Origin of the sequence: Nguyenibacter sp. L1 (assembly GCF_035199985.1) — a bacterium.
Taxonomy (GTDB): domain Bacteria; phylum Pseudomonadota; class Alphaproteobacteria; order Acetobacterales; family Acetobacteraceae; genus Gluconacetobacter; species Gluconacetobacter vanlangensis.
This window is the reverse complement of the sequence record NZ_CP127015.1, coordinates 1391984-1405255: the sequence shown is the minus strand read 5'-3', so window position 1 is coordinate 1405255 and position 13272 is coordinate 1391984. Positions and strand designations below refer to the sequence as shown.

The 13272-nt window shown below is 68.4% G+C and carries 14 protein-coding genes; 9 read left to right on the top strand and 5 right to left on the bottom strand.

The window, feature by feature from the left end:
* Nucleotides 1-44 precede the first annotated feature (44 nt).
* The 4 genes from QN315_RS06345 to QN315_RS06330 all read right to left on the bottom strand — a co-directional run bounded on the left by QN315_RS06345 (nucleotide 45) and on the right by QN315_RS06330 (nucleotide 4843).
* Entirely contained in the window at nucleotides 45-1373 is a 1329-nt protein-coding gene (locus QN315_RS06345; RefSeq protein WP_323992202.1) for an MFS transporter, read from the bottom strand.
* A 133-nt stretch (nucleotides 1374-1506) separates the two neighbouring features.
* Complete coding sequence (locus tag QN315_RS06340; protein WP_323992200.1) at nucleotides 1507-2664, bottom strand: GNAT family N-acetyltransferase; 1158 nt, start codon at nucleotides 2662-2664, stop codon at nucleotides 1507-1509.
* A gap of 28 nt (nucleotides 2665-2692) precedes the next feature.
* A complete protein-coding gene (locus tag QN315_RS06335; RefSeq protein WP_323993288.1) occupies nucleotides 2693-3157 on the bottom strand; it encodes a RidA family protein in 465 nt (154 codons plus the stop codon).
* A gap of 114 nt (nucleotides 3158-3271) precedes the next feature.
* Nucleotides 3272-4843 carry a vitamin B12-dependent ribonucleotide reductase gene (locus QN315_RS06330; protein WP_323992199.1) on the bottom strand — a complete coding sequence of 524 codons (1572 nt, stop codon included), beginning with the start codon at nucleotides 4841-4843 and terminating at the stop codon, nucleotides 3272-3274.
* Between the two features lie 186 nt (nucleotides 4844-5029).
* Here QN315_RS06330 and QN315_RS06325 point away from each other — a divergent pair, with 186 nt between their 5' ends.
* The 7 genes from QN315_RS06325 (at nucleotide 5030) to QN315_RS06295 (ending at nucleotide 10128) form a co-directional block, all read left to right on the top strand.
* On the top strand, nucleotides 5030-5398 hold the full coding sequence (locus QN315_RS06325) for an NADH-ubiquinone oxidoreductase subunit NDUFA12 family protein (protein WP_323993287.1): 369 nt from the start codon (nucleotides 5030-5032) through the stop codon (nucleotides 5396-5398).
* A 254-nt stretch (nucleotides 5399-5652) separates the two neighbouring features.
* On the top strand, nucleotides 5653-6204 hold the full coding sequence (locus QN315_RS06320) for an outer membrane lipid asymmetry maintenance protein MlaD (protein WP_323992197.1): 552 nt from the start codon (nucleotides 5653-5655) through the stop codon (nucleotides 6202-6204).
* Complete coding sequence (locus QN315_RS06315; protein WP_176641185.1) at nucleotides 6201-6425, top strand: hypothetical protein; 225 nt, start codon at nucleotides 6201-6203, stop codon at nucleotides 6423-6425. The genes QN315_RS06320 and QN315_RS06315 overlap by 4 nt, the downstream gene beginning before the upstream one ends.
* Nucleotides 6422-7444 (top strand): DUF2155 domain-containing protein, encoded by a 1023-nt coding sequence (locus tag QN315_RS06310; RefSeq protein ID WP_323992195.1) that lies wholly within the window; start codon nucleotides 6422-6424, stop codon nucleotides 7442-7444. The genes QN315_RS06315 and QN315_RS06310 overlap by 4 nt, the downstream gene beginning before the upstream one ends.
* Before the next feature lie 70 nt (nucleotides 7445-7514).
* Nucleotides 7515-8273: a trehalose-phosphatase gene (gene otsB / locus QN315_RS06305; protein WP_323992192.1), complete on the top strand. Its 759-nt coding sequence runs from the start codon at nucleotides 7515-7517 to the stop codon at nucleotides 8271-8273.
* A complete protein-coding gene (locus QN315_RS06300) occupies nucleotides 8261-9610 on the top strand; it encodes a trehalose-6-phosphate synthase (RefSeq protein WP_176639703.1) in 1350 nt (449 codons plus the stop codon). Before otsB ends, QN315_RS06300 begins: the two co-directional genes overlap by 13 nt.
* Entirely contained in the window at nucleotides 9607-10128 is a 522-nt protein-coding gene (locus QN315_RS06295) for a disulfide bond formation protein B (RefSeq protein ID WP_323992190.1), read from the top strand. Before QN315_RS06300 ends, QN315_RS06295 begins: the two co-directional genes overlap by 4 nt.
* On the opposite strand, the gene QN315_RS06290 is transcribed toward QN315_RS06295, so the two are convergent.
* Nucleotides 10082-10258 (bottom strand): DUF1328 domain-containing protein, encoded by a 177-nt coding sequence (locus QN315_RS06290; protein WP_176639707.1) that lies wholly within the window; start codon nucleotides 10256-10258, stop codon nucleotides 10082-10084. The two genes, QN315_RS06295 and QN315_RS06290, sit on opposite strands and share 47 nt — an antisense overlap.
* Nucleotides 10259-10385: 127 nt before the next feature.
* On the opposite strand from QN315_RS06290, the gene QN315_RS06285 reads away from it, so the two are divergent.
* Both QN315_RS06285 and QN315_RS06280 read left to right on the top strand, forming a co-directional pair.
* Nucleotides 10386-12428 (top strand): NAD(+) synthase, encoded by a 2043-nt coding sequence (locus QN315_RS06285; protein ID WP_323992186.1) that lies wholly within the window; start codon nucleotides 10386-10388, stop codon nucleotides 12426-12428.
* A gap of 316 nt (nucleotides 12429-12744) precedes the next feature.
* Nucleotides 12745-13014 (top strand): HU family DNA-binding protein, encoded by a 270-nt coding sequence (locus tag QN315_RS06280; protein ID WP_176639706.1) that lies wholly within the window; start codon nucleotides 12745-12747, stop codon nucleotides 13012-13014.
* Nucleotides 13015-13272 lie beyond the last annotated feature (258 nt).

Sequence of the window (13272 nt, the reverse complement as noted above, 5' to 3'; positions counted from 1 at the left end):
ACCATCTCCCGATCAGGAGCGGGCGCGCGGCTGGATCGTGGTCCTCATGCAGCATTCCTGCTCGCCGCGCGCACGGTCGCGCCGAACCCGATCCAGAGCAGAAGTGACGGAACGGCAATGCACCCGAGCGTATAGAACGCGGACGAATATCCCAAAGCCTCCGCAAGCCAACCGCCCAGGGCAGGCGACAGGCCGGCGCCGACCCCCTGGGCGGTCATGACCATGCCGAGACCGACATTGACGCGTCCGGTTCCGCGGAGCAGACGCGCGACCAGACCGGGGACGGCGACGCTTTGCAGCCCCGCGCCGATCCCGTCGAGCATCTGCACCGGCCATACGCCCCAATGCTGGATAAAACTGCCCGCAAGTACGCCGCGCAGCGGAAGCGCCGCAAAGGAGACGAGCAGCACGATCCAGTAACCGCGCCGCGCGGCGAGACGCATGGCCAGCAGGCTGACGACAATCATCACGGCCTGGGCCACGACGACGGTCGTCGCCGTGAACATGGCGGGATCGCCCTTGCCCGCGCTGACCACCGCCATGCCATAGAGCGGCAGCATCGCGGCATTGCCGAGGTGAAAGCAGCACAGGCACACCGCCAGGACCAGCAGGGGCTTGTGGTGGAGAAACGCTCTCAGGCCCTCGGCCCGCGTTCCGGAATCATGGTCCGTGCCGTCCTCCAGTCCACGCGCCGCCCGATGATCGATGGATGTCTCCGGGACGGCCAGCACCGAGGCAATGGCAAGCACGCCGAAAGCAGCGGAGAGAAAAAAGATCGCCGGAAGTCCGAAGCGCCAGCCGAACCAGCCCGACAGGCCCGCGCCGGCCATGTTCCCGGCATGGTTCCAGGCCTGGTTGCGTCCCATCTGGGCGTTGAAACCCTTTTGACGCACGATGCCGAGCGTCATGCCGGCCATCGCCGGTCCGATCGCGGCGCCCGCAACGGCCGTCGCAAGCTGGCTCAGCGTCACGACGATTGCGGACTGCGACAACAGCAACAGGAATGAAGCCAGGACGGTGCACAGGCCCGTGACGATCACGACCAGACGCTTTCGCCGCGTGTGGTCGATGAACGCTCCGGCCGGGATCGCCGCCAGCATGCCGGCGATCCCCCCGGCGGTCATGACGGACCCGATGGGGCCGGTCTGCCACCCATGGCGCTGGAGGAACACGCCAAGGAAAGGGCCGATCCCCGCCTGCACGTCCGCCATGAAGAAATTGAGCGCGCACAGGGCAAGCACGGCGCGATGCCGCCGCCGAGGCGAACGGTCCCCGCCCGTACCGGCATCTGCGGCAAGCGCGAGCGTCATCAAGCCTTCGTCTGCCATTGGACCCCGATCGCACCTTCGGGGCGCCGCCTCGCGCCCCGCCAAAGGCGACGCCTTTGGAAACCATTCGTTATCGACGAATCGGGTATCGACGAATCGGGGTCAAGGGGTCCGCGACCCCTTGCGGGTCGAGGGCAGCGCCCTCGCCTTCAGGCGGCTGGATATCAGGCGCCGCCCGTCACGCGTCGTCCACCGCCCGGTACGGCGACAGCGCATCCAGCTCGGCCATCTCGGCCAGAACATGCGCGCGCTCGCGGGCCAGGACATCCCCGACCGCCGCCCGCAGGCCCGGATGCTCGATCCAGTGCGCGGAATAGGTCGGGCAGGGGCGATAGCCCCGCTGGATCTTGTGCTCGCCCTGCGCCCCGGCCTCGACCCGCGCCAGCCCGTGCGCGATCGCGAACTCGATCGCGCGGTAATAGCACAGCTCGAAATGCAGGAACGGGTACTCGCCGTCGCACCCCCAATTGCGGCCATACAGCGCGTCCGCGCCCATCAGGTTCAGCGCCCCGGCCACCGGCGCGCCGTCGCGTTCGGCCAGCATCAGCACCACCCGCTCGCCCAGCCGCTCGGACAGCAGCGGAAAGAATTCCGGCGTCAGATAGGCGCTGCCCCATTTGCGATCGACGGTCGAGGTATAGAATCGATAGAAATGGGCCCAAATCTCGGGCGTGATCGCCCCGCCGCGCAGCGTGCGAAAGGTCAGGCCGCACGCATTGGCGTCGCGCCGCTCGCGCTTCAGCACCTTGCGCTTGCGCGACGACAGCGCGGCCAGGAAATCGTCGAAATCGCGATAGCCGCGATTGTCCCAATGAAACTGCATGCCCTGGCGCAGCAGCCAGCCGGCCCGGCCGAATGCCTCATGCTCCTCCGCCGTGCAGAACGTCGCATGGACCGAGGACAGCTCCAGCGCCCCGCACGCCTGGCGCAGCGCGCCGATCAGCGCACTGCGCAGCGCCGGAACATCGGCCGCGCCCGCGCGGACCAGCAGGCGCGGCCCCGGCACCGGCGAAAACGGCACCGCGACCTGCAATTTGGGATAGTACGCCTCCCCGGCCCGCTCCAGCGCCTGGGCCCAGGACTGGTCGAACACATATTCGCCATAGGAATGGGACTTGGCATAAAGCGGGGCCGCGGCCAGCAGCCGCCCGTCCTTGCCGCGGATCGCCGCATGCTGCGGCAGCCAGCCGGTGCGCGACCCGGTCGACCCGCTTTCTTCCAGCGCCGAGAGAAAGGCATGGCTGACGAACGGATTGTCCGCGCCGGCGCACTCATCCCATTCGGCCGCCGGAATCTCGGCGATCGCCCGATGCAGGCTCAGCGTCAGGTCAGCCATGGAACGGGCGGCCATCGGCGGGCGCCCCTCAGCCGATCTCGAACAGGCCTTCGACCTCGACCGCCGCGTCCAGCGGCAGCGACGGCACCCCGATGGTCGAGCGCGCATGGCGCCCCGCCTCGCCGAAAATGGCGACCGCCAGGTCCGACGCCCCGTTCATGACGGCGGCATGCTGGGTAAAGCTGGGCACGCAGGCGATGAACCCGCCCAGCCGCACCACGCGCCGCACCCGCGACAGGTCGCCGACCGCCGCGCGGACCTGGGCGATGACGTTGATCATGCAATAGCGGGCGGCCTCGACCCCGATTTCGGTCGCCACGTCCGCGCCCAGCTTGCCGGTGGCGAACAGCTTGCCGTCGACCAGCGGCAACTGGCCCGAAACGACCAGCAGCGACCCGCTGACGGCAGTGCCGACATAGGTCGCGACCGGGGCCGGCGGAATGGGTAGGATGATACCGTGCTGGTCCAGGCGGGCTTCGGGGGTGCTGTCCATCATGGGATACTCCTGTATTCGACACTGGAATCAACATGTTAGTGTCCTGCCCGAGAAATTCTCATAAGAATTTCTCGGGCAGGACACTAGGCGTCGCTCATCATCCCGCCAGCCTCACCCCACCAGCCTCAGCCGGCCGGCGCGCCGCGGCGGCGTCTCGCCCGGCGCGGCGGGCAGGTCCAGCGGCAGCATCGGCGACGGGGCGTCGGCGACGGGGTCCTGGTGCGGGGCGTCGGGCAGTCTGTTGCCCAGATAGGCATCCGACAAGGCCCGGAATGCATAATCCAGCAGCGACGTGGCATAGGCCGCCACGGGATCGCCCTCGACGGTGCCCGCCGGGCCGAACCGAGTATAGGCGAACGCCGCGACATAATCATCCAGCGGCGCGCCATATTGCAAACCGATGCTGACGGCCTGGCTCAGCGCATCCATCAACCCCCGGGCGACCGCGCTTTCGCGCGCGGGCGTCAGCGCGATCTCCCCCAGCGTGCCGTCCTCGTACTCCCCGGTGCGCAGGAACAGCCGATGCCCGCCGACGCTGGCCTTCTGGGTAAAGCCGCCATGGCGGGCCGGCAGGTGGCGCCGCACGCCGCGTTCCAGCGCCAGCCGCCGGCGCAGCGGCAGGGCGGCCGGGTCGGGACGGGCCGGCATCTGGTCCACGAATCCCGTCAGCGCCCGATGCATGGCCTGGTGGGCCTGGATGTCCGGCAGGGTCAGCACCGCCTCGCCGGCCAGCGCGGCGGCAAAGGCGGCTTCGGGCGTCAATCCCCGCCAGGCCAGCCGCGCCAGCGTGCTGGCGGCCAGCCGCCCATCCGGCCGCAGGGGCGAGAAGATCGGCGCCAGGCCGCAGGATTCCGCGCCCAGCAGCGCGTCGATCGGCCCGGGCGTGGAAAAGCCGGTGCAGATCCGCGGCAGCGGGGTTGCGATCTCCACGGCGGCCTCGCGCCAGACGGCCCGGGCGGTTTCCGCCAGGCCGGGCACCGCGCAGCGCGCCGGCGGCAGCAGCAGCGCATCCGCCCCGCTGCCTTCATGCGCCACCAGCGTGGCCAGCGACGCCAGGCTGCAGGCCACGTCGCGCGCCGCGTCGCTGTCATAATCCAGGCCCAGCGCCGCCAGGCACGCATCCAGGTTGGTCAGCAGCAGGTCGCCCGCGACGGCCGGCACGGGCATCGGGTCGTCCTCGGCCGGCGCGCGGCCCCTGCGCGTGCGGGCCGGTTGCGGCGCCGGCACCGGCGGAAAGGGCAGTTCGCCATTGCGCAGCGGCGCGCGCCGCTGCGCCACGTCGCGCAGCATCAGGCACAGCAGGCGCAGCGCTGCGACGAAATCCTCGGCCAGGAAGCCCGTGCCCGCCTGCACGAAGCCGCACAGATTCACGACAAAGCCCGGGCGGCGGTCATGCTCGCCGGTCCACAGCGACTCGGTCGGCGCCGCCTGGCGCAGCATCAGCAGACAGGACAGCGACCGCGCCTGGGCCACATGCGGCCCCTGGGCCAGCTCGTCGATCCAGCGCGCGGCCTCGGTCGCCAGGCGGATCGGCCCCTGGCCCCGGGCCAGCCGGACCAGCGCCGACGCCGCCTCGTCGTCCCAGTCGACGGGCAGGGTGACGGCGCGCGGGGCGTCGTCCGGGTCGGCGGCAGCCTGCACGCTGCGCATGCGGATGCCGTTCCAATGGCTACGGGCTGTCATGGCGGCAGTCTAGGCACGCCGCGCCGCGCGGTGAAAGCCGCATATGGTAGGGCCACCGCTATACAGACCACTGTATATTGTGGATATGGGGGATAACTCCCCGGTTCCCGCAATGCCGGACATGTGAGGTCGCGATGCGCCCGGGCGGGATGGACCATGGGCGAAAGATGGCGCTACCATCCGGCCATGGCAAATCTCGGCACCCGGATCTACACCAAATTCAAGGGCCGCCTGGTCGGCAAGGACGCCGACGGCCGCTGCTATTACGAAGCGCGGACGGCGAATCGGACCGGCGGCGGACTGAAGCGCCACGAACGCTGGGTGATCTACCGCAAGGGCGAGGACGCGTCCGCCGTGCCGCCGGAATGGTGGGGCTGGCTGCACCATGTCGAGGACGCGCCCCTGCCCGAAGGTGCCCGCCAGCCCTGGCAACTGCCCTATCAGCCCAACCGCACCGGCACGATCGAGGCCTATCGCCCGCCCGGCAGCGATTATCGCGGCGGCCGGCGCGCCCCCTCGACCAGCGATTATCAGGCCTGGTTCCCCGAGTCCTGACGCCCGGCCGCCACGGCGGCACCCGCTTCCGGTAACCGCTTCCGGCGCCCGCCAGGATAACGCCGACCATATTCCGGCCAGATTTCGATGCTCCAGCATAGCGGCAGCCGGCCCCTGTTCACGGGATGCCGGCGCCGATAGAATGCAGCGGAACGGAGCAAGGCAGGGGCGTTTCCTTCCATAGGACCCCCCGCCGGCGGGCCCCTCCAGCAGGGATGCCCCAGACAGGGATGCCCAGAAGGGATGCGATTCAGATGGTGAGTGCGGTTCCAGTCAGAGGGGGCCGAAACCCGGCCGAACTTGCCGCCGGGTGCGGGGTCCTCGTCCTGCTGGGCGGCCTGCTGGCCTTCGCCGTGGTCGACAAGGGCCACCGGCACGAAAACGGCTATCGGCTCGCGGCCTCCTTCGCCCATATCGACGGGCTGTCGGTGGGGTCGGACGTGCGCCTGGCCGGGGTGACGGTGGGCCAGGTGGTCGCCGAACGGGTCGATCCCGCCAGCTACAAGGCCCAGGTGACCTTCACCGTGCGCCCCGACATCCGCCTGCCGACCGACAGCGCCGCGATCATCACCAGCGACAGCCTGCTGGGCGGCAAATATATCGCGCTGTCCCCCGGCGGAAACGACGCCATCCTGCGCCCCGGGGCGGAAATCGCGCAGACCCAGGGGTCGATCAGCCTGGAACAGTTGCTCAGCCGCTTCATCTTCTCGGTGACCGATTCCATGACGAAGGCGAACCAGCAGCGGGCCACCCAGGGCGGGACCGCCCCGCCGGCCGGGCATCCGGGGGGGGACTCCCCGCAATGAGCAATGGGGCCCTGCCGCCGCCGCCCGCCATCTGGCGCCAGCCCGATGGCAGCCCGGTCTCGTGCCAGGACAAGCTGCGCGTCCTGGCCGAGAATTATCGGGAATTGTGCGAGGTCATGCGCGACGCCTTCGAGGACGCGGTGCTGATCGGCGTCGACGCGCAGGAAATGAAGCAGGTCATCCACGGAATCGTGTCCGCATTGCAAAGCCCCAAAGCGTGAGACACGCCGCCATCGTTCGCCTGGCGGTGCTGGCCGCCCTTTCCTGTCACGGGGTCGCGTCCCTCCAGGGTACCGCGCGGGCCGCCGAAATCGTCAACCCGCCGCTGATCTACCCGCCCGATACCTGGCAGGGGCGGTCCAGCGCCACGATCCGGGTCCTCGACACGCTGGATTCCCACGTGCAGGTCCTGACCGTCCCCGTGGGGCAGGATGCGACCTACAAGGCGCTCACCATCCATGTCGGCGCCTGCCGCGACCGTCCGGCGACGCTGGCGCCCGACGCGGCGGCATGGGTCTCGGTCCGCGACGCGCGGCAGGACGGCCCGGGCTTCGATGGCTGGATGCTGGCGCAGGAACCGTTCCTCGGCGTGTTCCAGGACCCGGTCTATACCGTCCAGCTCACGGGCTGCGACGGCGCGACGACGGCCCCCACGCCGCCGCCCCTGACCCCGCCCGTCACCGCGGACGCCACCCCGGCCCCGGACGCGGGGGCAGCCCCGGGCGCGACTCCGAACACGGCCCCCGGCGCGGCTCCTTCCAGTGCGGCTCCCCCCGGCGTCGCTCCCCCCAGTGCCGCCCCCCCCAGCGCCGCCCCCACTGCCGCGGCGCCGCCCAATATCCCGCCGTCCGCCACGCCGCCCACCACCCCACCCGCCGCCGTGCCGTCTCCGGCCGCGGCCGCCCCCGCGCGCCCCGCCGCGCCGGCATCGGGCGGGCAGCCCCTCTCCCTGGTCCCGCCGGACGAGGGCGACACATCGCCGCCGCCGTCGATGCCTGTTGCATCGCAGCCGTCGTCGATGCCTGTTGCACCGCCGGCGATTGCGGGCCAGCATCAGGCCCTGCCCCCGCCGACGCCGTATCAGGCGGGCACGGATGGGGGAGGCGGCTCGGGCAAGGGGGCGCCATTGTCCCTGCTGCCCCCGCCGACACCCGACACGCCGCAGGATCAGCCCGCGGCGCCGCAACCCGGTCCGGATCAGCCGCAGCCGGGACAGCCCCAATCCCTGCTTCCCCGCTAGCCGGGGCGGCCCTCGGGCAAGAGGGCGGGATGGGTAACGACGCCATCGGACGCGAGGAGAGCAGACTTCCATGAGCCCGACGGATTATGCCGGCCCCGACGGCCGCTTCATGCCGCCGCCGCACCAGGCCGCCCTGCTGCTGGATTTCGACGGCACGCTGGTGGATATCGCCCCCACCCCGGAATCGGTGGTGGTCCCGCCCGGGCTGCCGCGGGTGCTGCGCCGCCTGCGGGCGAAATGCGGCGACGCGCTGGCGGTGATTTCCGGCCGCGCGGTGGACCAGATCGACCATTTCCTGGGCGACGTGCCCTATGCCGTGGCGGGCGAGCACGGGATCGCCGTGCGGCACCGCCCGGACGGCCCCATCGTCCGCGCCGACCTGCCGCAATATCCGCCCGGCTGGCTGCAGGCGGCCGAAAGCCTGGCCGCCGCCCATCCCGGCGTGCGGATCGAACGCAAGATCGCGGGCTTCGTGCTGCATTACCGCGCGGCGCCCGAGGCCGCCGACCTGCTGCGCGACGCGGCCGAGGGCTGGATCGCCTCCGGCAACGGCGCGTTTCATATCCAGGCGGCGAAGATGGCATGGGAAATCCGGCCGCATGGCGTCGACAAGGGCCACGCCGTCGCCGCCCTGATGCAGTCGCCGCCCTTTGCCGGGCGGCATCCGATCTTCGTCGGCGACGACGTAACCGACGAGGACGGCATCCGCGAGGCCGTCCGGCTGGGCGGGGTGGGGTTCCGGATCCACCGGGACTTTCCCGACCCGACCGCGTTCCGGACATGGCTGGCCGGCCTGACCGAGGGGGGGGACGACAGATGGGGCGCCTGATCATCGTATCGAACCGCGTGCCGTCGCCGCGCGAACGCACGCAGCCGGCGGGCGGATTGACGGTCGGGCTGCGCGACGCGCTGCGGGGCGGCGAGTCGCTGTGGTTCGGCTGGTCGGGCAACCTGGTCGACAGCGACGCCGACCCCGTGCCGGGCTTCGACACGGTCGCGGGCGTCACCTACGCGACCATCGACCTGACGGCGCGGCAGCACGAGGGATTCTACCAGAATTTTTCCAACGGCATCCTCTGGCCGCTCTTCCACTACCGCATCGGGCTGATGAGCTACGCGCGCAGCGACTGGCAGACCTATCTCGAGGTCAATGCCATGTTCGCGCGCACCCTGCTGCCGCTGCTGCAGCCGGACGACGTGATCTGGATCCACGACTACCACCTGTTCCCGCTGGGCCAGGCACTGCGCGACCTGGGGGTCACGACGCGGATCGGCTTCTTCCTGCATATCCCGGTGCCGCCCTGGAGCCTGATCCGCTGCCTCCCCGGCGTCGAGCTGCTGCTCGAGGACATGCAGGCCTATGACGTGTTCGGGGTGCAGACCGACGAGGACGCCGACAATCTCAACCAGTCCTTCCGCCTGAACGGGCTGATGGAACGGGCGCAGGCCTTCCCGATCGGCATCGACCCGCACGAATTCCGCGCCCAGGCCGAAGCCGGCATCGCGCGGGACGAAGCCGCGCGGCTGCAGGCCAGCCTGCGCGGGGCCGCGCTGATCCTGGGCGTCGACCGGCTGGACTACTCCAAGGGCCTGCCCGAGCGTTTCCGCGGCTACGAGGCGCTGCTGGAGCGCTATCCGGAACATCGCGGCAAGGTGACGTTCCTGCAGGTGGCGCCGGTATCGCGCGGCGACGTCGAGGAATACCGCCTGCTGCGCCGTCAGCTCGACGAGCTGACGGGCCGGGTCAACGGCGCCTATGCCGAATTCGACTGGACGCCCATCCGCTACATCACAAGGCCGATCGGCCGCGACATCCTGGCGGGTTTCTACCGCATGGCGGACGTGGCACTGATCACGCCGCTGCGCGACGGCATGAACCTGGTCGCCAAGGAATATATCGCCGCCCAGGACCCGGCGGCACCCGGCGTGCTGGTCCTGTCCCATTTCGCCGGCGCCGCCCCCGAGATGGGCGAGGCCGTGCTTGTCAATCCTTTTGATGCCGACGAGATCGCCGACGCCCTGCATCAAGCATTGACAATGGATGTGCACGAACGCCGCCGCCGCTGGCTGGCCTTGGACGAGGAAGTCCGCCGGACCACCGCCGGAAGCTGGGCCCGGGACTTCCTGCGCGCACTGGATGAGGCGCCGCCGGTCTGTACACCATGAAATCCCATGTTTTCAGGCGCGTCGACACCCGGCCGTGGCTCCCCCTGACGCTCGCCGCCGCAGGCGCGATCGCGCTGGGAATCGCCGAATGGGTCGAACACGGGCTCGGCATGGCGCCGTGCGGGTTATGCCTGTGGGAGCGCTGGCCATACCGGCTGCTGATCGCGCTCGGGATACTGGCGGCGCTGGCACGCGGCCGCGGCCGGCGGGGAATCGTCTGGCTGTGCGTCCCGGTCCTGATGGCGGCATGCGGCCTGTCGGTCGTGCATGTCGGGGTGGAACAGGGATGGTGGCCCAGCCCGCTGCCGGAATGCCGGGCCCCCGTCTTCCACGGCGGAACCTTCGCCGAACGGCTGGCGGCCATGCCGCTACGCCCCGCCAAGCCGTGCGACGCCCCAACCTATCTGATCAGCGGGTTGAAGCTGTCGATGACCGCGATGGGCGGCCTGTACGCTCTGGGTCTGCTCGGGATCACCACGTCCTGCCTCGTCCGCGGCCGAAGAACAGACCGACGATGAACAGGATCAGGAAAATGAAGAACAGGATCTTGCCGATATAGGCGAAATTGGCGGCCAGGCCGCCAAAGCCGAATGCCGCCGACACCAGCGCCAGGACCAGAAAGATCAGCGTCCAGCGTAGGAAGTCCATGGCGAAGTCCTCCGATTTATGTGAATGGACTAAGGGGTCCCTCAGGGATCCCAATGCGTGGGCCTCGTGCGAGTTGCCGCATGCGGCCGCGGCGGCCATGGAAACAGTCAGTACCGGGTGACAGATCGTGCCGGATTTTCGTTCTCTCTACCGTCATGGCTTTGCACGCGTCGCCGGGTGCACGCTGCCCGTGGCCCTGGCCGATCCGGCCACCAACGTCGCACGCATGGTCGAGATGGTGCAGACATGCGACGCCGAGGGCGTGGCGCTGGCGGTATTTCCGGAACTGGGCGTGTCGGGATACGCGATCGAGGATCTGCGCCAGCAGGACGTGTTGCTGGATGGGGTGGGTACCGCCCTGGCCACCCTGGCAGCCGCGACAGCCGAAATGACGCCGGTCATCATCGCCGGCGCACCGCTGCGGCATGGCGACGCGCTGTATAATTGTGCCGTCATCCTGCATCGCGGTACGATCCTGGGGGTGGTGCCCAAGAGTTTCCTGCCGAACTATCGCGAATTCTACGAGGCCCGGCAGTTCGCCGCCGGCGTGGGGCAGCGCGGGCAGAGCATCCATGTCGCCGGCCAGACTGCGCCCTTTGGTCCCGACCTCCTGTTCGAGGCCGAGGATGTGCCAGGTCTGGTCATCGCGGTCGAGATCTGCGAGGACCTGTGGGTGCCGCTGCCGCCCAGCACCGATGCCGCACTGGCCGGGGCTACCGTCATCGCCAACCCGTCGGCCAGCGACATCACGGTCGGCAAGGCCGACATCCGCGACCTGTTATGCCGGTCACAATCCGCACGCGCCATCTGCGCCTATGTTTATGCGGCGGCCGGAGAGGGGGAGTCGACGACCGACCTGGCCTGGGACGGTCAGGTGTCGATCTATGAGAACGGTGTGCTGTTGGCCGAGACGGTGCGCTTTCCGCAGGGGCCCCACCGGGCCACGGCGGACGTGGACCTGGACCTGCTGCGTCAGGAGCGCAGCCGGATGGGCAGTTTTGCCGACAATCGCGCGGCGCGTCCGGACGCTGGCTGGCGGCGGATCAGCTTCGCGCTGGCACCGCCGGCGGGTGATCTGGGCCTGAAGCGGCGGATCGAACGTTTTCCGTTCGTCCCATCCGACCCGGCGCGGCTGGAGCAGGATTGCTACGAAGCCTGGACCATCCAGGTTTCGGCGTTGAAGCAGCGGCTGCAAGCGACCGGAACACGGCGCATGGTGATCGGCGTATCCGGCGGCCTGGATTCGACCCAGGCGCTACTGGTGGCCACACGAGCGGCCGACGAACTGGGGCTGGGGCGTGAGGCGGTGCTGGCCTATACGATGCCGGGTTTTGGGACCAGCCCGGGCACGCAGTCCAACGCCCTGGAACTGATGCGCGCCCTGGGGGTGACGGCGACGGAACTGGACATCCGTCCGACTGCCCGCATGATGTTGCAGGAGCTGGGTCATCCCTTCGCCAGTGGCATGCCGCTCTATGACGTGACCTTCGAGAACGTCCAGGCCGGGTTGCGGACCGATTTCCTGTTCCGCCTGGCCAACCAGCATGGCGGGATCGTTATTGGTACCGGCGATCTGTCAGAATTGGCACTGGGATGGTGCACCTATGGTGTCGGTGACCAGATGTCGCATTATAACGTCAATGCGGGGCTGCCCAAAACGCTTATCCAGCATCTGATCCGCTGGGTGATTGCGTCGGGGAGGGTGGACGGTGCGGTGGGTGGCGTATTGCAGGCGATCCTGGACACGGAGATTTCGCCCGAGCTGGTTCCGGCAGGCGATGATCAGGCCCTGCAGAGCACCGAGGCCCGAATTGGTCCTTACGCGTTGCAGGATTTCACGCTGTTCTATGTGCTGCGTTATGGTTTTCGTCCGTCGCGTATCGCTTTCATGGCCGAGATTGCCTGGAAGGATCCTCAGGCGGGAAACTGGCCGCCCGGTTTTCCTCAAGATAAGCGCGTAGCCTATGATCTGCCGACGATAAGGCATTGGCTTTCGGTCTTTCTGGCCCGGTTCTTCGGTTTCAGCCAGTTCAAGCGTTCGGCGGTACCCAACGGGCCGAAGGTGGTGGCAGGCGGGGCATTGTCGCCGCGCGGCGACTGGCGCGCGCCGTCGGATGGCAATGCGCGGTTGTGGCTGGATGAGCTGGAACGTAACGTTCCCTCGGGCTGATACTGGTACTGCCGGATCTCTAGTCCCGATCTTGTGTCAGGCGACCGATGATAGGGGGTTTGCATTGAACGGTCCAACATCGTTATGATTTGTGCGCGGACCGGCTATGTACTTGCCCAGTCTTCCAAGAAATCGGACTTTTTCCGAAAGAGGCGCCAGGTTTGCTGTCTGTGCCAACAAGAATCGTGACATGAATGCAGAATTCTCTGGCATAAGTCCGAACAGCACGCTAAAAGCCGCCTCCGCCGAGATATGATGAACGTGGCGGACAGCACGCTGCGACCTTTTTATGTCCTGACAGGAGCGTACAGAGTCAATGAGCAAAGCCTTCATCGCCGCAGTAATCCAGGATTCGATCGACTGCACAGGTGTCGCTGCCAACCAGGCGGCCACGGACCTGATGGCCGCTATCATCCGGGAACTGAAGAAGGAAGGTGGGTTTACCCTGCCGTCATTCGGCACCTTTACGGTCAAGAAGACCAAGGCGCGCAAGGCGCTGAATCCCCGTACGGGTGAGCCGGTAAAGGTGAAGGCCGGCAAGACGGTGCGCTTCAAGGCCAGCCCGAACCTGAAAAAGGCGGTCTGAGACGGCCGGGCCCCCGCATATGCGGGGGCCCGTGAGGCCGTATCGGGGTAACCTGGGATGTGCCGTTCCGGTCGAAACATTGGAATGGTTGCGGGTATTATGCGCTCTATATTTCCATTTGTACGAAAGCGGCCTGTTAACAGTCATATGTAGAAATGATGGCGCTCGCGCCATGTAGCGCGGACCATTGTTTGTAGACGCGGCCTCATGTGGCGAGACTGGTCCGTGTCGCTACGCTCCGTGAAGCTGTTCCGGCCC

What these genes read in the sequence shown, in the direction of transcription:
- QN315_RS06325 (WP_323993287.1), top strand. Translation starts at nt 5,030, where the DNA reads ATGGCAAATCTCGGCACCCGGATCTACACCAAATTCAAGGGCCGCCTG.
- QN315_RS06280 (WP_176639706.1), top strand. Translation starts at nt 12,745, where the DNA reads ATGAGCAAAGCCTTCATCGCCGCAGTAATCCAGGATTCGATCGACTGC.
- QN315_RS06315 (WP_176641185.1), top strand. Translation starts at nt 6,201, where the DNA reads ATGAGCAATGGGGCCCTGCCGCCGCCGCCCGCCATCTGGCGCCAGCCC.
- QN315_RS06340 (WP_323992200.1), bottom strand. Translation starts at nt 2,664, where the DNA reads ATGGCTGACCTGACGCTGAGCCTGCATCGGGCGATCGCCGAGATTCCG.
- QN315_RS06295 (WP_323992190.1), top strand. Translation starts at nt 9,607, where the DNA reads ATGAAATCCCATGTTTTCAGGCGCGTCGACACCCGGCCGTGGCTCCCC.
- QN315_RS06320 (WP_323992197.1), top strand. Translation starts at nt 5,653, where the DNA reads ATGGTGAGTGCGGTTCCAGTCAGAGGGGGCCGAAACCCGGCCGAACTT.
- otsB (WP_323992192.1), top strand. Translation starts at nt 7,515, where the DNA reads ATGAGCCCGACGGATTATGCCGGCCCCGACGGCCGCTTCATGCCGCCG.
- QN315_RS06330 (WP_323992199.1), bottom strand. Translation starts at nt 4,843, where the DNA reads ATGACAGCCCGTAGCCATTGGAACGGCATCCGCATGCGCAGCGTGCAG.
- QN315_RS06290 (WP_176639707.1), bottom strand. Translation starts at nt 10,258, where the DNA reads ATGGACTTCCTACGCTGGACGCTGATCTTTCTGGTCCTGGCGCTGGTG.
- QN315_RS06335 (WP_323993288.1), bottom strand. Translation starts at nt 3,157, where the DNA reads ATGGACAGCACCCCCGAAGCCCGCCTGGACCAGCACGGTATCATCCTA.
- QN315_RS06300 (WP_176639703.1), top strand. Translation starts at nt 8,261, where the DNA reads ATGGGGCGCCTGATCATCGTATCGAACCGCGTGCCGTCGCCGCGCGAA.